17 protein-coding genes are annotated in these 17,577 nt (G+C 51.3%); 13 read left to right on the top strand and 4 right to left on the bottom strand.

Annotation, left to right across the window (positions count from 1 at the left end):
• The first annotated feature begins 66 nt into the window (after window positions 1-66).
• The 6 genes from BD_RS18470 to BD_RS08495 are packed head-to-tail and all read left to right on the top strand — an operon-like array spanning window position 67 to window position 5,933.
• Complete coding sequence (locus BD_RS18470) at window positions 67-1,062, top strand: MCP four helix bundle domain-containing protein (protein WP_330935308.1); 996 nt, start codon at window positions 67-69, stop codon at window positions 1,060-1,062.
• Entirely contained in the window at window positions 1,055-1,723 is a 669-nt protein-coding gene (locus BD_RS18465) for a methyl-accepting chemotaxis protein (RefSeq protein WP_011164327.1), read from the top strand. Before BD_RS18470 ends, BD_RS18465 begins: the two co-directional genes overlap by 8 nt.
• 41 nt (window positions 1,724-1,764) lie before the next feature.
• The gene (gene rffA, locus BD_RS08510; protein ID WP_011164326.1) at window positions 1,765-2,901 is read left to right on the top strand and encodes a dTDP-4-amino-4,6-dideoxygalactose transaminase; all 1,137 of its coding nucleotides are present in this window, start codon (window positions 1,765-1,767) and stop codon (window positions 2,899-2,901) included.
• Window positions 2,902-3,789, top strand: a complete 888-nt coding sequence (gene rfbA / locus BD_RS08505; protein WP_011164325.1) for a glucose-1-phosphate thymidylyltransferase RfbA — start codon at window positions 2,902-2,904, stop codon at window positions 3,787-3,789.
• A gap of 3 nt (window positions 3,790-3,792) precedes the next feature.
• Window positions 3,793-4,779 (top strand): dTDP-glucose 4,6-dehydratase, encoded by a 987-nt coding sequence (rfbB, locus tag BD_RS08500; protein WP_011164324.1) that lies wholly within the window; start codon window positions 3,793-3,795, stop codon window positions 4,777-4,779.
• Complete coding sequence (locus BD_RS08495) at window positions 4,767-5,933, top strand: glycosyltransferase family 4 protein (protein ID WP_011164323.1); 1,167 nt, start codon at window positions 4,767-4,769, stop codon at window positions 5,931-5,933. The genes rfbB and BD_RS08495 overlap by 13 nt, the downstream gene beginning before the upstream one ends.
• Here the strand turns inward: BD_RS08495 and feoB are convergent.
• Together feoB and BD_RS08485 are read right to left on the bottom strand one after the other, a co-directional pair.
• The gene (feoB, locus tag BD_RS08490; protein ID WP_011164322.1) at window positions 5,930-7,846 is read right to left on the bottom strand and encodes a ferrous iron transporter B; all 1,917 of its coding nucleotides are present in this window, start codon (window positions 7,844-7,846) and stop codon (window positions 5,930-5,932) included. The genes BD_RS08495 and feoB overlap by 4 nt on opposite strands.
• Complete coding sequence (locus tag BD_RS08485; RefSeq protein WP_011164321.1) at window positions 7,822-8,052, bottom strand: FeoA family protein; 231 nt, start codon at window positions 8,050-8,052, stop codon at window positions 7,822-7,824. The genes feoB and BD_RS08485 overlap by 25 nt, the downstream gene beginning before the upstream one ends.
• A gap of 185 nt (window positions 8,053-8,237) precedes the next feature.
• Between BD_RS08485 and BD_RS08480 the strand changes: the two genes are divergently transcribed.
• Window positions 8,238-9,296, top strand: coding sequence for a BP74-related protein (locus tag BD_RS08480; protein WP_011164320.1), 1,059 nt, complete (start codon window positions 8,238-8,240; stop codon window positions 9,294-9,296).
• Here BD_RS08480 and BD_RS08475 read toward each other — a convergent pair.
• Window positions 9,286-9,780, bottom strand: a complete 495-nt coding sequence (locus BD_RS08475; protein WP_041583529.1) for a 6-pyruvoyl trahydropterin synthase family protein — start codon at window positions 9,778-9,780, stop codon at window positions 9,286-9,288. The two genes, BD_RS08480 and BD_RS08475, sit on opposite strands and share 11 nt — an antisense overlap.
• Before the next feature lie 29 nt (window positions 9,781-9,809).
• Here BD_RS08475 and queD point away from each other — a divergent pair, with 29 nt between their 5' ends.
• Both queD and BD_RS08465 read left to right on the top strand, forming a co-directional pair.
• On the top strand, window positions 9,810-10,172 hold the full coding sequence (gene queD / locus BD_RS08470; protein ID WP_038449129.1) for a 6-carboxytetrahydropterin synthase QueD: 363 nt from the start codon (window positions 9,810-9,812) through the stop codon (window positions 10,170-10,172).
• Between the two features lie 70 nt (window positions 10,173-10,242).
• Complete coding sequence (locus BD_RS08465; protein ID WP_231839334.1) at window positions 10,243-11,166, top strand: hypothetical protein; 924 nt, start codon at window positions 10,243-10,245, stop codon at window positions 11,164-11,166.
• A gap of 6 nt (window positions 11,167-11,172) precedes the next feature.
• Here the strand turns inward: BD_RS08465 and asd are convergent, their stop codons facing one another.
• On the bottom strand, window positions 11,173-12,006 hold the full coding sequence (gene asd / locus BD_RS08460) for an archaetidylserine decarboxylase (protein ID WP_231839333.1): 834 nt from the start codon (window positions 12,004-12,006) through the stop codon (window positions 11,173-11,175).
• Window positions 12,007-12,114: 108 nt separating this feature from the next.
• On the opposite strand from asd, the gene BD_RS08455 reads away from it, so the two are divergent.
• From BD_RS08455 to BD_RS08440, 4 genes are all read left to right on the top strand, one after another.
• Entirely contained in the window at window positions 12,115-13,659 is a 1,545-nt protein-coding gene (locus tag BD_RS08455; protein WP_011164315.1) for an NAD(P)/FAD-dependent oxidoreductase, read from the top strand.
• A gap of 140 nt (window positions 13,660-13,799) precedes the next feature.
• Window positions 13,800-15,413: a hypothetical protein gene (locus tag BD_RS08450; protein WP_011164314.1), complete on the top strand. Its 1,614-nt coding sequence runs from the start codon at window positions 13,800-13,802 to the stop codon at window positions 15,411-15,413.
• A 146-nt stretch (window positions 15,414-15,559) separates the two neighbouring features.
• Complete coding sequence (locus tag BD_RS08445; protein ID WP_011164312.1) at window positions 15,560-15,805, top strand: GlsB/YeaQ/YmgE family stress response membrane protein; 246 nt, start codon at window positions 15,560-15,562, stop codon at window positions 15,803-15,805.
• A 155-nt stretch (window positions 15,806-15,960) separates the two neighbouring features.
• Entirely contained in the window at window positions 15,961-17,505 is a 1,545-nt protein-coding gene (locus BD_RS08440; RefSeq protein ID WP_011164311.1) for a sensor histidine kinase, read from the top strand.
• The last annotated feature ends 72 nt before the right edge of the window (window positions 17,506-17,577 follow it).

Genomic DNA, 17,577 nt, shown 5'->3' with positions numbered 1-17,577 from the left:
TAAAGAACCGCAATGAATTTGACGATCAGAATCCTGCATAGTTTTTCCATATTTAAGGAGTCGTTCATGAATTCGTCCTCATCTTGGTTCCGCGGTTTGCGCGGGCGTTTGTTGTTCTCTGCAATCTTGCCAGTGATAGCATTCGCTGTCCTCACTACCATTTCTTGGCGTTCCATGAACAGCCTTGGGACCATGCTGACAGGCGCCTACACAGAAGTCGTTCCAAATATGGATGCCTTGGGTCAGTTGGGTATGCAGCGAGCGCGTATTGGCTACTTTATCTGGGCCGCCCTGGCCAATGATGAAGACCAGAAGTCCCGCGAAAGTTTCATTAAACGCGCGCGCAGTGCCTTTGATGAGTTTAAAAAGTTCGAAGAAGTTTATGCTTCCACCAAGTTCACTCCAGAAGAAGCCAAAAACTGGGAAAAACCCAAGTCCATCAAAGACTCCTTCTATAAGTTAACAGAACAGATGATCTATCTGCTTGATCAAAATAATGCTGTCGCCAACAAACAAGTTCACACCGCAATGAACGGTGGTGAATGGCATGTGATGGCCATCGCCTACCAGGACGCCATCGCCGCCAACATGAAGCTTTACCGCGAGATCTCGATTGCGAATGACAAGCTACAACAAGAGGAACGCAAGTTTCAGACACAATTGCTGATGCTGATCTCCGCTCTTTGTGCCACCTTGGTGTTCGGTATTTTAATGTGGATCGCTTATCGCGTTTCCAACACCGTCAGCGCGATTGCCACAGGTCTTTCTGAAGCTGGTCAACAGGTTTCCGGCGCGATCACCCAGTTGACGGCCGCAGGCCAAACACTGTCCCAGTCCTCGACCGAGGCCGCAGCGTCCCTGGAAGAAACCGTCGCCTCTTTGGAAGAAATGTCCTCGATGGTGAAAATGAATTCGGACAACGCAAAACAAGCCGCAACGCTGTCACAGTCTTCCAAAGACTCGGCAGAACAAGGTCAGAATGAAATCACAATGCTGATTTCATCCATGAACGATATTTCCCAGTCCTCGAAAAAAGATCGAGGAAATCATCAGCGTGATTGACGATATCGCCTTCCAGACCAACCTTCTGGCGCTGAACGCGGCTGTCGAAGCCGCTCGCGCCGGTGAACAAGGCAAGGGCTTTGCTGTGGTAGCTGAGGCAGTTCGCGCGCTGGCGCAACGCTCCGCAAGTGCCGCTAAAGACATCAACGTTTTGATCAAAGACAGCGTTGAAAAAGTCGATCGTGGCTCGCAAATCGCCGACCGCTCTGGAGAAGTTTTGCAGACCATCGTCACCTCGGTGAAAAAGGTGGCCGATCTGAACAATGAAATTGCGGCGGCAAGCTCTGAGCAAACCACCGGCATCCAACAGATCAGCAAAGCCATGAACCAGCTGGATCAAGGGGCCCAGGCCAACGCAGCCTCCTCGGAAGAAATCGCGGCCTCCTCGGAGGAAATCAGTGCTCAAGCCCAGCAAATGCAGGGCATGGTCTTCAGCCTGAATGAAGTGATCCAAGGATCCGGCCAGCACGAAGTCCCTGTCGCAAAAGCAGCGGCTCCGGCCCGCCCTTCTGCCGACAAAAAGGTCATTCCGTTTGCGAAGAAAACAACCAAGTCCGCTGTCCCGACTCCGCGCGTGGAGAAAAAGTCACAGAGCAGCTCCGTCATCCCGTTTGATGATGACGAGCCCCGTGGCAAAGTAGGCACCACCGACGGCTTTTAATTCTTTGCTCCCCTTTGGTGCTTGCGCTACTATGGGGGAGCATGAAAATTCCATTCAATCTACCGCCTAAAAGCTCGAACGAAGAGAAGTACATTTCTCAAGCCATCTCCAACAAAAAACTCAGTGGAGAAGGTCAGTTCAATAAAAAATGCACGGAATGGTTCAACAAGAACCTTCCAACCTTGATGACCGTCATCACCCCGTCTTGCACCTCGGCTCTGGAAATGGCCATGGTTTTGGCCGATATCGGTCCGGGCGATGAAGTCATCCTGCCATCTTTCACTTTCACTTCCACTGCCAACGTTGTCGCCCTGTATGGCGCCATCCCGGTTTTTGTCGACGTGGACCCCAAGACCATGAACATCGATGTCGATGCCATTGCCAAAGCCATCACCGCCCGCACACGCGTGATCATGCCGGTTCACTATGCCGGCGTGGGCTGCGAGATGGACAAAATCATGGACCTTGCGAACAAGAACAACATCTGGGTGGTTGAAGACGCGGCTCAGGGCATCTTTGCTTCCTACAAGGGCAAAGCCTTGGGAGCTTGGGGCCATATGGCCGCTTTCAGCTTCCATGAAACCAAAAATATCGTCTGCGGCGAAGGCGGTGCCTTGACCATCAACGATCCCCGTCTGGTGGCGCGCGCTGAAATCGTGCGCGACAAGGGGACCAATCGCCAGCAATTCCTGAACGGCCAAGTCGACAAATACACCTGGCAGGACAAAGGGTCTTCCTATCTGCTGTCCGAGCTTTCAGCTGCTTTTCTTTTGTCCCAACTGGAAGAGGGCGAAAAAATCACGGCCCGCCGTATGGCGATCTGGAAGCAGTACTATGCCGGCATGGCGGATCTGGAAGCTGCTGGCAAAGTCCAGCGCATGACCGTGCCTGCGGAGGCCAAAGCCAACGCGCATATCTTCTATTTCCTGCTACCTACTATGCAGACGCGCATTGAGCTATGGACCCACCTGAAAGAAGCCGGAATCCAGTCCACATTCCATTATGTGCCTTTGCATTCTGCTCCGGCGGGTTTGAAATACGGCAAAGTCAGCGGCAGCATGGCTGTCACTGATGATCACTCAGCCCGTTTGCTGCGACTGCCTTTGTGGGCGGACATGACAGCGGCGGATGCTCAGTTCGTCCTGGACGAAGTTAATAAATTTTTTAAGGGGAAATAAATGAAGGGTATCATTCTTGCCGGCGGAGCCGGTTCTCGCCTTTACCCAATGACCCGGGTCATGACCAAACAGCTTCAGTCCATCTATGACAAGCCGATGATCTATTATCCGCTGAGCATTCTGATGTTGGGCGGAATCAAAGACATTCTGCTTATCACATCCCCGGACGATCAGCCTTTGTTTAAAAAACTTTTGGGTGATGGCTCCCAATTCGGCATCAAACTTTCATATGTGGTTCAGGAAAAGCCCAATGGTCTGCCGGAAGCCTTTGTGCTGGGTGAAGACTTTATCGGGAACGACGATGTCTGCCTGATGCTGGGGGACAATCTGTTCTATGGCGACCTGACCTTCTTCCGCGATGCAATCAAGGCCCAGAAAGAAAAAGCTGGTGGCCTGAATGGCCGTGTGTTTGCCTACTATGTGGCGGATCCTTCTGCTTATGGCGTGGTTGAGTTCGACAAGAACACCAAAAAAGTTAAATCCATCGAAGAAAAGCCCAAAGCTCCAAAATCCCAGTACGCCATCCCGGGCCTGTACCTGTTTGACAAAACTGTGGCTAAACGTGCAAAAGCCCTGAAGCCCTCCCCGCGTGGTGAAACTGAGATCGTGGACCTGATCCTGAGCTATCACAATGAAGACACTCTGGGAGTGGAAATGATGTATCGTGGCCTGGCATGGCTGGACACGGGCACTCCACGTTCACTTCTGGATGCGGCTTCATTCATTGGCGCCATCGAAGAACGTCAGGGCATGAAAGTGGCCTGCCTGGAAGAGGTCGCTTACCGCATGAAATTCATCACTCTGGACCAACTGCAAAAGATCACGGCTGATCTGCCGAAATGCTCTTACCGCAGTTACCTTGAAAAAATCATCACTGAGGAAATCTAGTTCATGAAACAGACTGTTCTGCTGACCGGTTGTGCCGGCTTTATCGGATCCAACTTTATCAAGACCATCACCTGCCGCGACAGCATCAAGGCTCAGTATGACTTTGTCATTCTGGATGCTTTGACTTATGCCGGCCGCCTGGAAAACATTCAGCCCGAACTGGATGCACACAAGCACCTGACTTTTGTTAAAGGCGACATCCGTGACACCAAGCTGGTTCACGAACTGTTCCAGAAATACAACTTCAGCGGAGTTTTGAATTTTGCGGCCGAATCCCACGTGGATCGCTCGATTGAAAACCCGAACATCTTCGTTGAAACGAATGTTCTGGGCACTTTGAATCTTCTTAAAGAAAGCTTGAATCTTTTTGAAGAGAACCCGGCCTTCAAATACCTGCAAGTTTCCACTGACGAAGTCTATGGCACTTTGCAAATGGAAGATCCGGCCTTTACGGAAGAAACTCCAATTTCCCCGAACAGCCCGTACAGCGCTTCCAAAGCCAGTGCGGATCTGATGTGCCGTGCGTTCTTTGAAACCTATAAAATGCCAGTCGTAATCACTCGCTGCTCCAACAACTATGGTCCTTACCAGGTGGAAGAAAAATTCATCCCGCTGATGATCAAACGTGCTTTGGCCAACGAAAAATTGCCTATCTATGGCACGGGCATGAACATCCGCGACTGGATCTATGTGGATGACCACAACGAAGGTGTATGGCTGGCCTTCACCAAAGGCAAAGCCGGCGAGGTCTATAATCTGGGTGGAAACTCGGAACGCCAGAACCTGGATGTTGCCAAGATAATTCTAAAACACCTGGGCAAGCCAGAGTCTTTGTTGAGTTTTGTGACCGATCGTAAGGGGCATGATTTCCGCTATGCGATCAACTATTCCAAAGCACAGAAAGAACTGGGATGGAATCCGACCGTGCGTTTTGAAGAAGAAGGCCTTGGCAAGACCATTGAGCACTTTAAATCCCTATGGGCGAAATAAAGGTTCTTCATTGCATCCAGTCCCTAAGCTGGGGCGGGCTTGAAATTTACACGACCGAACTGATTCAGAAGCTGGCTGAAACCGGCCTGAATCAGCGTGTGCTGTGCTCGGCCCACTCACGTGTGGCCGAAGAGCTAAAGAAAACCTCGGTGGAAGTCATCACTTTCCCCGAGAAAAAAATCTCCAAACTGCAGGAAGCCCGTTTGATTCGCAAGATTGTGCGCGAAAACGGAATCACTCACCTGCAGTCCCACACCCGTCTGGACATGTGGGCTTGCGTACTGGCGCGCTGGAATTCATCCACACCCAAGCACGTATATAATCTGTACATGAACGCCCCGGCGAAGAATGACTTGTTCCATCGCTGGATGTTTTCCAAAGTCGATGCTTTGTGTTCGTCTTCGGAATTTGTTTTAAGCGAAGCTCGCAAGAACTTCCCGATTGCACCATCCAAACTGACCTTGATGCGCTACGGGCGAAAAACAGAAGAGTTCAACCCGCACCCCGAAGGCCGACTGGCCTTGCGTGAAAAGCTGGGTTTTAAACCTGCCGAGCTTGCCTTTGGAACTTTGTGCCGCCTGGACGCTGGCAAGGGCGTTCGAGAACTGGTCGAAGCATTGGATCACCTGACTGATGACGAAGTTCAAAAGATTCATATGGTGATCGTGGGTGACCCCACGATTGAAAGCCGCGACAGCAACGGTCAGGTGACCTATGAGGCGCAATCACTGGAATTAAAAAACTGGATTGAGCAAAAACAGCAGGAACCGCGCCTGAAAGGACACCTGCATCGCATTCCTTTCCAACGCGACTACATCCCGTACATTGATGCCCTGGACGTGTTTATCCTGGCTTCCTACAACGAAACATACTCGTTGAGCGTTCTGGATGCCATGCTGATGGAAAAGCCTGTGATTGGCACTGATGCCGGCGGAACAACCGAACAGGTCGGCAAAAATGAACGCGGCTATCTGGTACAACCCAAAGATCCAAAGAGTCTTGCTCAGGCTTTGAAGTTTTATATACAGAATCCAGAAATGGCCCGTGAACAGGGCAAAAAAGCCCGCGTTTGGACCCTGCACCAGCACCGCTGGCAAAGCACCCAAGAGCAGACACTTAAATTGTACAAAGATTTGATGAAGGGCGTCCGTTAAGGAACGCCCAGGAATCTCAGAGACTGTACGACCACCACAACCAAAACGTAGGCTGCGACGTTAAAGACCACCAGTTGCATCATCGCAAACTTCCAGGAACCGGATTCACGAATCTGCACACCCACCGTGGACATACACTGCAGGGCAATCAGGAAGAAGATCATAAGACCAATAACCGAACTGACCGTGAAGATCTTTTCACCGGCGGCATTGGTGGCACTGCTCATCTGGGTCAACAAAGCCTGCTGCTGGGAATCTTCATCGGTGTCGGTAATATTGAATGTCACCGCCATAGAAGACACAAACACCTCTCGTGCGGCAAAGGCTGAAATCAAGCCCACACCCACGCGCCAGTCCACACCCATCGGCTGCACCACGGGTTCGATGAACTTACCAGCACGTCCCACGTAGCTTTCTTCCAGCTTTTGATGAGCGTCTTCAGTCTGGTAATTCGGGAAGGTTGTCCCCACCCAGATAATCACTGCGAAGGTAAAGATGATCGGACCTGCACGCTTCACATATGACAAAGTGCGCGTCCATGCCTGACGCAAGATCACTCGCACCTTCGGTCTGCGATAAATGGGCAGTTCCATCATAAAGAAAGACGGTTCCGTGCGCGGGATGAATTTACTGATGATACCTGCCGCCAGGGCTCCGACCACGATAGAACCCAGATAAAGTCCCGCCATCGCAAGACCGGCATACAGCGCCGATTCACCATGGAACAAGAACGCAATACACAAAGCATACACCGGCAGACGCGCCGAACAGCTCATCAGAGGCACCACAAAGGCCGTGATCAGGCGGTCTTTGGTGGATGGGATGTTACGGGTGGCTATAATCGCCGGCACCGCACAGGCAAAGCCTGACAGCAAAGGAACAAACGAACGACCACTCATCCCCAGGGCCGAGAACGGACGATCAATCAAAGTTGCCGCACGCGCCAGATACCCGGTGCTTTCAAGCAAACCAATAGCCACAAACAAAATGAAAATCTGCGGCACAAAGACCATGAATGCGGCAAAGCTGGTCACCACGCCGTTAGCCAGGAAATCCGCCCACAGTGTGCCCGGTCCCCAGTTCGCCACAGTTTCCGCAACACTTGTAAACCAGCCGTCGATCAAATCCATGAACGGCGTCGCCAACCAGAAGACACTGGCAAACAGACCGCCCATGATCAGAATAAAGAACAAAATTCCAAACCACGGATGCAGAAGAACCCGATCCAGCTTTTCAGTTGTCGCCACAATACGATTCAGACGCTCTTGCGCATGATCTGTTTTATGCTGAAGAGCTTCCTGCGCAATGCGCTCGCACTCTTTCAGTTTTTCTTCCTGCTGGGCAAAACTCCACGGCACGGGGCGTGAAGGCTTTTGGGAAGAACCCAGTTTTTTTGCCTCCGCCACAATCTCAAGCAAGCCACCGGCCAGCAGTCCATCAAAGTTCAATACCGGACAGCCGAAGGTTTTTTCCAGATAAGCCACATCCAGATGAACACCTTCACGGCGCAAAAGATCCGACATGGTCACAACCACCATCATCGGGAAACCGGTTTCTTTCATCTGCATCACCAGTTGCAGGTGACGGGACAACTGAGTGCCGTCCACCACCACAATGATGCCATCGATTTTATCCACTTTCGGGTTTTCGTAAATCGAGCGAAGAGTCACCCACTCGTCCGCGCTTTTGGGATGCAGACTGTAAGTCCCCGGCGTATCCATAGCCTGAAGACCCACCCCCAGATGAGACGCCAGATGCCCCAAAGAGAACTCAACGGTGGCCCCCGGATAGTTCACAGTCTTGAAACGGGACCCCGTCAGCCAATTGTAAAGCGTAGTCTTACCAGAGTTCGGTGCGCCAACAAGGGCCACACATTTATCAGCAACTTTTACTTCAGCATCACCAGCGCGCATGACGCCTCCTCTTTTCGCAAAGCCAGGAAACTTGTGTTGAAACGAATCAGCAAGGGACCGCCAAACGGAGCTTTCCCCAAAATAGTGATGATAGAGCCGACTCTTAAACCCATTTCGTGCAGACGTTCACGCAAAACATCCTCACCAGCAAAACCGGTGATTTCTACGGACTGTCCCGACTTGATTGTCATGTCGTGTAAATTCATGTTTTCCCCTGACGATATGGTTAGTTAAGGGGTCTAGGAGCTAAAGGGAAGTCCTTTGACGGCCCCTTGAACCATTGAAAGCCAATTGAAAATGAGTCTAAAAATACCTCACTTTATCGGGGCCTAAGTCTGGTTTTTAGGACCTTTGGTTAAGTTCAAAACCAGCCTACCGATCCGAAGTCTATATGGATTTTGGTATTAAGACTTCAATCGGTATTGGCAGCTTGATCCTGACAACCTCCTTCACGGCCGGAGCCTCGCAGGTATTCTACAGCCCCTCGCTGTGCGCTCCAGAGCACCTGACCCTGTTTGTAACCAACAAAACCAACGAACCCCAGCGCGTGTGGACCCAGGTGCGCTATGGCGCTGAAATCGATGAACGTCATCACGACCTGGAGGCCAAATCCCAGATCAAAATCCGCGGCACCAGCTTCTTGCCGGAAGCCCAGGCTTTTTCCCTTAAAGCCTGGAATAAAAATGTCGTTCAAGTTTCAAGTGTTTGCGATGATTCTTTTAGCACTCCTTTAACTGACACCACTTCACCGGAAGTCACACACTGGCTGCCGTCTTCCGTGCAAAGTGTGAAGCTTCACTTGTTGAACCTTTACTTGAAACCAAACTCTGTTCGCCTGAAAGCCTTCAACCGCCTGGGCGCCGTAATTGGCGAAAAGGAAATCACACTTGAGAAGTATTATGATACATCAGCATTCAAGTGGAACTTGAATCAAACCGTGGCCCGTATTGAAGTCCAAGGAGCAGAACGCCTGCATTCGGTGCTTAGTTATGACAACGGCTCGGGCGAACAGGTCAGCCCGTCGGTGGCGTTAAAACCTGTGACATTGCCGGCGGATACCACCAAAACTTACTTCCTGGTTTCAACCAAAGATCCGCAAGCTGATGAAGCCTTTGTGATTGCTCTGGATAAACCTGAAACCATCGCCACAGCTCGTGAGCAGATTCGCAACCCGAATTTGGAAAAAATCGTGGTGGCTGGAATTGAACTGGGAAATGGCGGATTCAACCGTGCGTTTCTTTCCCGCGACAAGGCCCCTTATTCATGGTCGGTGAACCGTGTGGATGCCTTTGCGGACTTTGCGCATATCGATTGCGATGGCAGTCCTGAATTGACCGAAGAGCGTCTGGAGCAAAAACTTAATGAAGGCGGACGTATCTGCTTCTGGCGCTATCGCGTGGTGCGCGAACTGTCAGCCTCTGAAGTTTCCAGCGGCAAACTTAAGCCCTAGATGGCACGACCGTGGAGGCGCCCTGCCCTGCGGTTTCCGCAACATAAACGCGCACACTTTTCACGCCATACTTTTTGAACTCAGCAAAGAATTCTTCTGCCAGCAGGCGGGACAATTGTTCCACGCTGGTGTTGGTCACTGACAGCAGGGTGACTTCATTGGCGGGGAAAGCATAAAACCGCTCGCGGAAAGTCACTTCCAGTGACGGGCCGTTTTTTTTGAATTTCATGTCTTTTTGCTTTTCTGGCAACAGCACCATCTCGTCCCATTGATCCAAACGGGCCTTGATGTATTTTTTAAATACATTGAAATCAAGGAAGTAACCGTCAGAATGCAGTTCTTCTTCGGAAGGCGTTTTGATGTCGACTTTCACCTGATAGTTATGTCCGTGCAGGCGCTCCGCGTGTGTTTCATCAAAGATCAGAAAGTGCGCGGCAGAGAACTTGAAATTTTGTTTTGCCAAATGCAATGTGGTCGTGGACATACTCACCTCGGAATGACTATAGTATTAGCATGAAATTCGAACTGAAACAGCATTTTCAAATTGAATCGGCGCGATTCCTGCCTCACCTGCCGGCAAGCCATCCATGCTCTCGTATGCACGGGCACAGCTTTAAACTGATCCTGACTCTGGTGGGTGACCTTGATCCCAAAATTGGCTGGGTGATCGATTACAACGACATCCAGGCCCTGATGAAGCCCCTGTTAGACCAGATTGATCATCGCGTTTTGAACGAAGTTCCAGGACTTGAAAACCCGACTTCCGAACTTTTGGCAAAATGGCTGTATGACAAAGCCCGCCCGTTTCTGCCAACGCTGGTGAAAGTCACAGTGGCTGAAACCCCGGCCACCGAGTGCTCTTACCCTGTAATTTAAGCACGCCTCTGTCCCTGCAAATGAACCCCATGAAATACTGGGCCCCATGCAGGGACTTCTGATTTTTCTTTTGCTCCTTTTTCCACCCCAAAGCTTCGCGGATCATCTGGATCTGCTGATTTATCGCGCGCCAGAACCTTTGAACTGGCAAAGTCCGGGACGCCTGGTGCGCAGCATGACCAGAAACCTCAACGCCAAAGTCGACGGAAAAGATTATCCCCATCCGATTTCCCACGTGAACATCCGACTGCAATGTGGCCGGGAAAGACCTGTTTACCGGGGCATGACGTCGATTAAATCCAACGGTGCCTATCTGTGGGACTTTCTGGTGAAGGGGGTTTCCCTGGACACCATGCTGATCAATCAGACCGGGCGCAGCTACTCGGAACAAGAAATTCTGTCCTGGCTAAAACCGCTGATTGAAAAAGGTTACGCCCGACAATTCCGACTGATTCTGACTTCAGATCAATGCGCCCGTTTGCGCCGTTATGTGGATCTTTATCACACCACGGGGCTGATCAATATCTACGGCGGATTAAGATCAGATCCACTGCTGGGGCAAGGTGCCGGATGTTCGGCTTTTGCCGTAAGCTTCCTGCGCATTCTGGGGCTGGATTCTGAAAACCTGCGCAAAGCCTGGCAGCGAAAACTGCGCATCCCCTTGGAGCTATTGAGCGTGAAACAAGAACGGGCCCGCATCAGCTTCCTGGGATATCTGCGCGGCCAAGACCGTCCCTGGGCATCCACGCACGAAGAGCACATTGTTCTAAATTTCTGGGATCCGGAAAAAATGTTCCACTGGGTCGGTGGCCCCTACCGGGAATGGGATGTTCGCGGCCATCCTGATGCGGCAAAGCCGATTTTACCCTGGTCGCGCGAGGTGTTTAAAAACACCGTTCAATATCATTTCGACAACCGTCGCAGACTTCTAACAAAAGAGGAGGTACAAAACACCTCCTCTAAAACCTGTCGTAATTTTCAAAAATGCCCGTGATCCAATTTATGGATTTTTGATCAGATCGGCATTCACGCGCACGGATGGCCCCAGATTCATGTGACCTTCAAACTTCTGACGGAAGCTCGGAGGATACAACATCACCACGGTGGAACCCATGCGGAACATACCCAGCTCAGATCCTTTGTGTACCGGGATCTCGGGGCTGTAGTGTTTGTGCTCAAAGATATGAGGGCCTTTTTGATTTCCGCGGATTTTTTCATCAAAGCTCAGCACAATGTGACCCACGTTGGTGGCGCCAACAAAGACCACACCCACAGGCCCCAGATCCGTTTCAATCTCCACCAGAACGCGTTCGTTCACGGAGAACAGATCCGGAACGTTCGTTGTGCTCCACTCATTCACCGGCCACAATTCACCTGGCATATAACGAACATCGGTGATGTTTCCATCCACCGGAGAATGCACACGGTGATAGTCCGTCGGGCAAAGATAGTAGGTCATAAAGAAGCCGCCGGCCCATTTCTTATCGCAGTCCGGATCTTGCGTGAAGTCCTTCAGCTTGTAAGTCAGACCCTTGGCCTGAATTAAAGTGCCGTTATCAATGGCAGCGGCCTGCGTGATTTTACTGTCAGCCGGATGAACCGCCCAACCGGTGCCCACAGGGCGAATGCCGGTTTTTAAGCGGCGAACGAAGAATTCACCAATGGAGGGATATTGGTCATAGGACTTTTCCGCCTCGGCCAGATCGATGTTATAAAGCCACGCAAAGCCCCGGATAGACAGGCGTGCCCACAAAGAAGGGCCCTTCCAGTGCATAAAGTGACCGACCCAGCGGCTAAGACGACGTTTTGGTAGAATTCTGGTAATTGCTGACATAGAAATCTTTATATCTGCAATAGACCCCTTTGTCACCTAAAGGACTTTCTAGTACAGTGTATTGAAATCAGACCCTAATTTGGACCCTAAAAAGGTCCCGGAGGCAGAATGTCCAAGATTATTCAGAATCTTGAAATCCCTATTGATAACGACCTAGAAGAAAAATTGCAGTGGCTTGTCCCTGAACATGGTCCTTATCGCATTCTGCGCCAATCCGTGGATGCTCGCCGTTCCCACTCCCCGCATTTCGTTTATACCGTCGAGGTCGCCGAAAAAGGCGAAACTTTGGAACTGCCGGAATTCAAACTTGAAAAGATTGAAAACCCCAAAGAAAAACCCCTGATCGTCGGCACCGGCCCGGCGGGTCTGTTTGCGGCGTTGCGCTTTGTGGAAAGAGGCGTGCCTTGCGTGTTGTTTGAGCGCGGCTCTGACAGCGGCGAGCGGATCAAAGGAATCAATCAGTACTGGCGTTATGGCAAACTCGACCCGCGCAATAACGTTTGCTTCGGCGAAGGTGGTGCAGGTCTTTATTCCGATGGCAAGCTGATCACCCGTATCAAGTCCCCGCACATTCCCTATGTGATGAATCGCCTGGTGCAGTTCGGTGCCCCTGAAGAAATCCAGTGGTTGTCAAATCCGCACGTGGGTTCAGACCGTATCCGCCGAGTCATTCCAAAACTGCGTGAATTCCTGCGCGCCAATGGTTGCGAAATTCATTTCAACACCCAGGTCACAGAGGTTCTGACCGAAGGCACACAAGTTGTCGGTGTTCGCACTGAACACGGCACTGAATTCAGATCCCCGCACGTTGTGATGGCCACCGGCCACTCGGCCGAAGACATGATCAATCACCTGCGTGACCTTGGCGTGAAACTGGATGGTAAGTCCTTCGCCATGGGGCTTCGCGTGGAGCACTCACAAGCTTCCATCAATAAAATTCAATACCGCCAGTTCTCTGAACACCCCAAGCTGGGTGCAGCCAACTATAAACTGGCTCATCACGACAACAAAACCGGCATCGGGGTCTATTCCTTCTGCATGTGCCCGGGGGGTTACGTTCTTTCTTCCGGCACTGAAGCCGACGGCATCGTCTGCAACGGGATGAGTAACTACAACCGCAACTCTCCGTATGCGAATGCGGCGATCGTGATCAGTATTGACCACGACAAAAACTTTGGGGATGACGTTTTTGGTGGCATGAAGATGCGCCGTGAACTTGAAACCCGCGCTTTTAATTCCGTTGTGGCTGCTGGTGGCACACGGGAACTTCCGGCTCAGAACCTGATGGACTTCCTGCAAGGGACAAACTCCAAGACGGGTCCACGCGCCTTGCGCCCGGGGTCTTCCCCATCGGGAGCATTGAACATTCGTCTGGATGAACTGCTGCCAAAGCACATGGTGACTCGCCTGCGCGAAGGTTTTGAAAAATTCCAAGGCAGCATGAAGGGCTTCTTAACTGAAGAGGCTCAAGTGTACGGCATCGAGTCCCGTACCAGTTGCCCGGTTCGCGTGACCCGTGACGATGAAACCTTGGAAAGCGTATCACACAAAGGTCTGTACCCTGCAGGTGAAGGCGCCGGTTACGCCGGAGGAATCACCTCGGCTGCCTGCGACGGCATCCGCATCGCCGAAAAGATCATCGCACAACTATAAGAAATCCCCTCAAAAGCCTTCCTCCAAAAGGTGCCTGGTGACTTTTTCTTATGCGCTGCTTCAGCAAAAGTAAGCAGGTACCTTTTGGGTTGGCTTGATGATTGCAAACTCCTTCGATTGTCCAAATTGGAGGAGGAAACATGCACTTTAAACCACTAATCGGAGTCATTGTGACTCTGATGATCGGAGCTTCAGCCATCGCTGCTCCGACAGAGAAGACCCAAGACCTGCTGACCCGCACATCTGACACCGCACTGACTGTTCGCGGTGAACTTTCCAAAAACGTTTATCGACAGGAACCTTATCAGGACAATTACACCGAGAAAGTTCCCTATCAGGCTGAAGAAACCTACTATGTAGATGTTCCTTATCAGACCACTGAGACCTACTACGAACAGGTTCCTTACACCGAGCGTGTTTCCTACACCGACTATGAGGAATACTGGGACTCTGAATACCAGTGTCGCAACGTCACTAAATATCGCCAAGAATGCTCCAACGAAAGACTGTGTGAGCCTGGTGGTCGCACCTGCCAACCGATCACGGAGTGTGGCACCAACGCCCGCGGTGAGCGCATCTGTAAAACCCGCAACGAATGCACCGAAGGTCCTCGCGTTTGCCGGGATATCCCTTCCTGCCGTCAGGTTCCCTACACCGACCGTGAATGCGGTTACGAGCGCGTTCGCAAAACTCGCACGGTGACCAAATGGCGTGATGAAGTTCGCTACCGTCAGGAACAGCGCACTCGCACTGTGACCAAGTACCGCTCTGAAGCCCGCACCCGCACTGTCACTAAATACCGTGACGAAGTTCGTTGCTGCGTGACTCGTTACCGTGAAGTGTTTGATCATCAGTACACTCAACCAGTGGCTGTAATCTTCCCTCAGGAAGCAGCTTTGCTGGCTGGCGAAAAAGAAACCGTTCAGGTTGTTCTGCGTGGCACTGAAGCGGCTCCGGAAGTTCAGATTAAAGTGAACTCTTCGATCTTTGCCTACGAGATTGCTGAAGTTCGTCAGGATGGTCGTGAAAAAGTCTTCGTCCTGAAAACATCCCCGAAATGGAACGAATCCAACGCCGGAACAAAATCCGTTGTTGGCCTGAAGTTGCAGTTCAATAAAGGTCAGGGACAGATTCTGTTCACAGAAACCGTGGCCGCTCCTCGTGTGACTTCCGTGTATACTTTGGAAGTTCGCGATCAGCAAAGCCAGGCCGTATTGTTCGAACAACGCCTGCAATCCACTGAAGCAAAAGCATTTGCAGTGGCAGTCCCGGGTCTGGCTCGTGAGGGCAAATACACGGTGCAATTGCATGTAGAACGCCACGGCGCCAATGTCGCTTCAGGTGCTTTGAGCTTTGACCAGACTGCCAGCTACGAGAAAAAAGAGCTGGATCAGGACGAGGTTCAGTCTTTGAAGAACTCTGCCATGGTTCAACTGGTTCGTATTGATGGTGCCGGCGCTGAACGCGTGGTGATCATCCGCGATCAGACCGCTGCTTTGGAAGAGGTTCAGTCCCAGTACAAATTGGTTGTCTGGAAAAAACTTTCCAATGGTAAAATCGAATGGCTGGCCGAAAAGAATTTCACTCGTGAGGCCATCACTTTGGCTAATGGCGAGCTGGGTATTGCCCTGAAAGCCATCCCGGTAAATCCGGCGGCAGGCACTAAGCTTTACATGGACCTTGTGGTTCGTCGTGACAGCGCTCAGTACCTGGGTTCTCAAAAAGTTCAATTTATCGTGAATAAAACCTTCTAACGGTCCTGAAGGTTACGGCCCCGTTCCTCCACCTATGGGAACGGGGCCGTTTTTATTTGAGCCTTGTTCTTCCACAAAAGCGCTGAAGACTTTCTGACTTCCCCGAAGCCCACTTCTAAAATCAAACTTCCACCAGGGAGGAAGTCATGGGCATCATCTGGACCATCATCATCGGTTTTGTCGTGGGCTTAATTGCGAAATTCCTGATGCCGGGCAAAGATGGCGGCGGATTCATTATGACCACTCTTCTGGGAATCATAGGCTCGGTGGTGGGAACCTATGTTGGAAGTGCTTTGGGCTGGTACGAAGTGGGTGAAGGGGCTGGTTTTATCGCGTCGGTTCTGGGAGCGATGATTGTGCTGTTCCTGGCCCGCATGCTGACCAAACGCTAGACCTTTTTCATCCCAAAACAAGACAAAGACTCTGGTTCAGGCCCGTCTTCGGCTGAAGTTGGGGGCTTTCCACAAACACTCAACAATTGTGGCTTTAAATTTATGATGAGTGGAATGAATTTTCATCCGATACTCTTCATGAAGGTGTCTCAGCCATGAACAAAAATGCTCTCATCAAAGTTTCGCTTTTCAGCATCACCATCGCGGTGGTTTTAAGTCTGATTTCTTTGTTGTTCATGAATCGTATCATGTCCATTCAAGGTGCCAGATTCCGTGATGAATTCCTGCGCTTTTATGCTTCATCTATCGAACAGAAACTGCAGAAGGTTCCCGCAGACCAGGTTTCGCAACACAAAGACCTGTTGCGCATGGACCGCGATTTCCGCCCGCCGATGATGGGGCCCCCGCCGCCGCCTTTGGCTGGGATGATGCCACCACCACCTCCTCCACGTGAAGGCCGGCCTCCTCACCCGCCCTTTAAAGGACCCGGAGGCCCCGGATCGGATCATCGGGGGCCTCGACCTCCGCACATGGATATGGATTCCTGGATCGTAAATGGTCAGGGTCAGGTGTTGATCTATAAGCATTCACCTGCTCTGGCGCAGGCTTGGGAAGACCTGCCGCACCCGACCTCCAGCAAAGAATTTGTCACCACGGAAAACTTCTTCCGCATTGGCAACCCTACAATTGTAATCCGCCTGAACACCGAGACCGAGCTTTACCTGATCATCAAAGAACCCCCGCGCCCGATGCTGGGGAATTTGATCATCACTCAAGCCATACTGACTTCCGCGATGATCGTGATTGCGCTGATTCTGGCGATCGCGTCGCTGTTTTTCTATATGCGCAGGAAGTCCCTGGAAGCCCGTTCGGTTCTTCATCGCTTGGAAGAAGGCGATCTTAAAGCGCGTTTTGAAATTCACCGCCTGGACGAATTCGGAGGTCTGATGCTGGACTTCAACCGGATGGCGGAAGAAATCGAAAAACTGGTGGGTCGTATCCACGCCACCGAAAGAACCCGCAAACAATTGTTGCAGGAAATGGGACATGATCTGCGCACCCCGCTGACCAGCTTAAAAACTTCGTTTGAGACCCTGCAGATCCACCATGACAAACTGTCCGCGGAAAAACGCGGAGAGCTGTTTGATGTCCTGATTCGCGAAATTGACTATTTCAAGGATCTGATTGAGCAGTTAATGACCATCGCCTCGTTGGATGAACCACACTTCAAAGCCAGCACCGAGCGCATAGACGTTATGAATCTGCTGACCCAGGAAGTCCGCCATCGCCAGCACAGCGACTCAAAAATCAAATGGAGCCTTGAAGGTGGCACCGTGCCACCGGTTCTGGGTGACAGCCACTTGATCCAGCGTCTGATCCGCAATGGCCTTGAAAATGCCGAACGCTATGCCGAGTCCACCGTGGACGTGCGCATTCATGAAAGTTCTGATTCTTTGACCATCGAGATTTCCGATAACGGCCAGGGTCTGGATGCAGAAGCCTTGAAAACCTTCGGTCAGCGTCGGGAATTCCGCGGCAGAAAGATCACCAAGAACGGACATTTCTCGCTGGGCCTGGGTTCCGTGATCATGAAGGCCATCACCGACCTTCACAACGGCACTCTGAACATCGAAAACCGTCTTAGCGGCAACGAAATCCAAGGGGCCACCCTGAAGATCACCCTGCCAACTTCCAAATAAAAAAAGGGCCGCCGAATGGCAGCCCTTTGAGCTTCTAACGCATTATTGCCAGAAAAAACAACCAGGCACCTT

This window comes from Bdellovibrio bacteriovorus HD100 (assembly GCF_000196175.1).
Lineage (GTDB): Bacteria > Bdellovibrionota > Bdellovibrionia > Bdellovibrionales > Bdellovibrionaceae > Bdellovibrio > Bdellovibrio bacteriovorus.
Note: the sequence above shows the minus strand (reverse complement) of the source record. Positions and strands in the feature narration are given on the sequence as shown.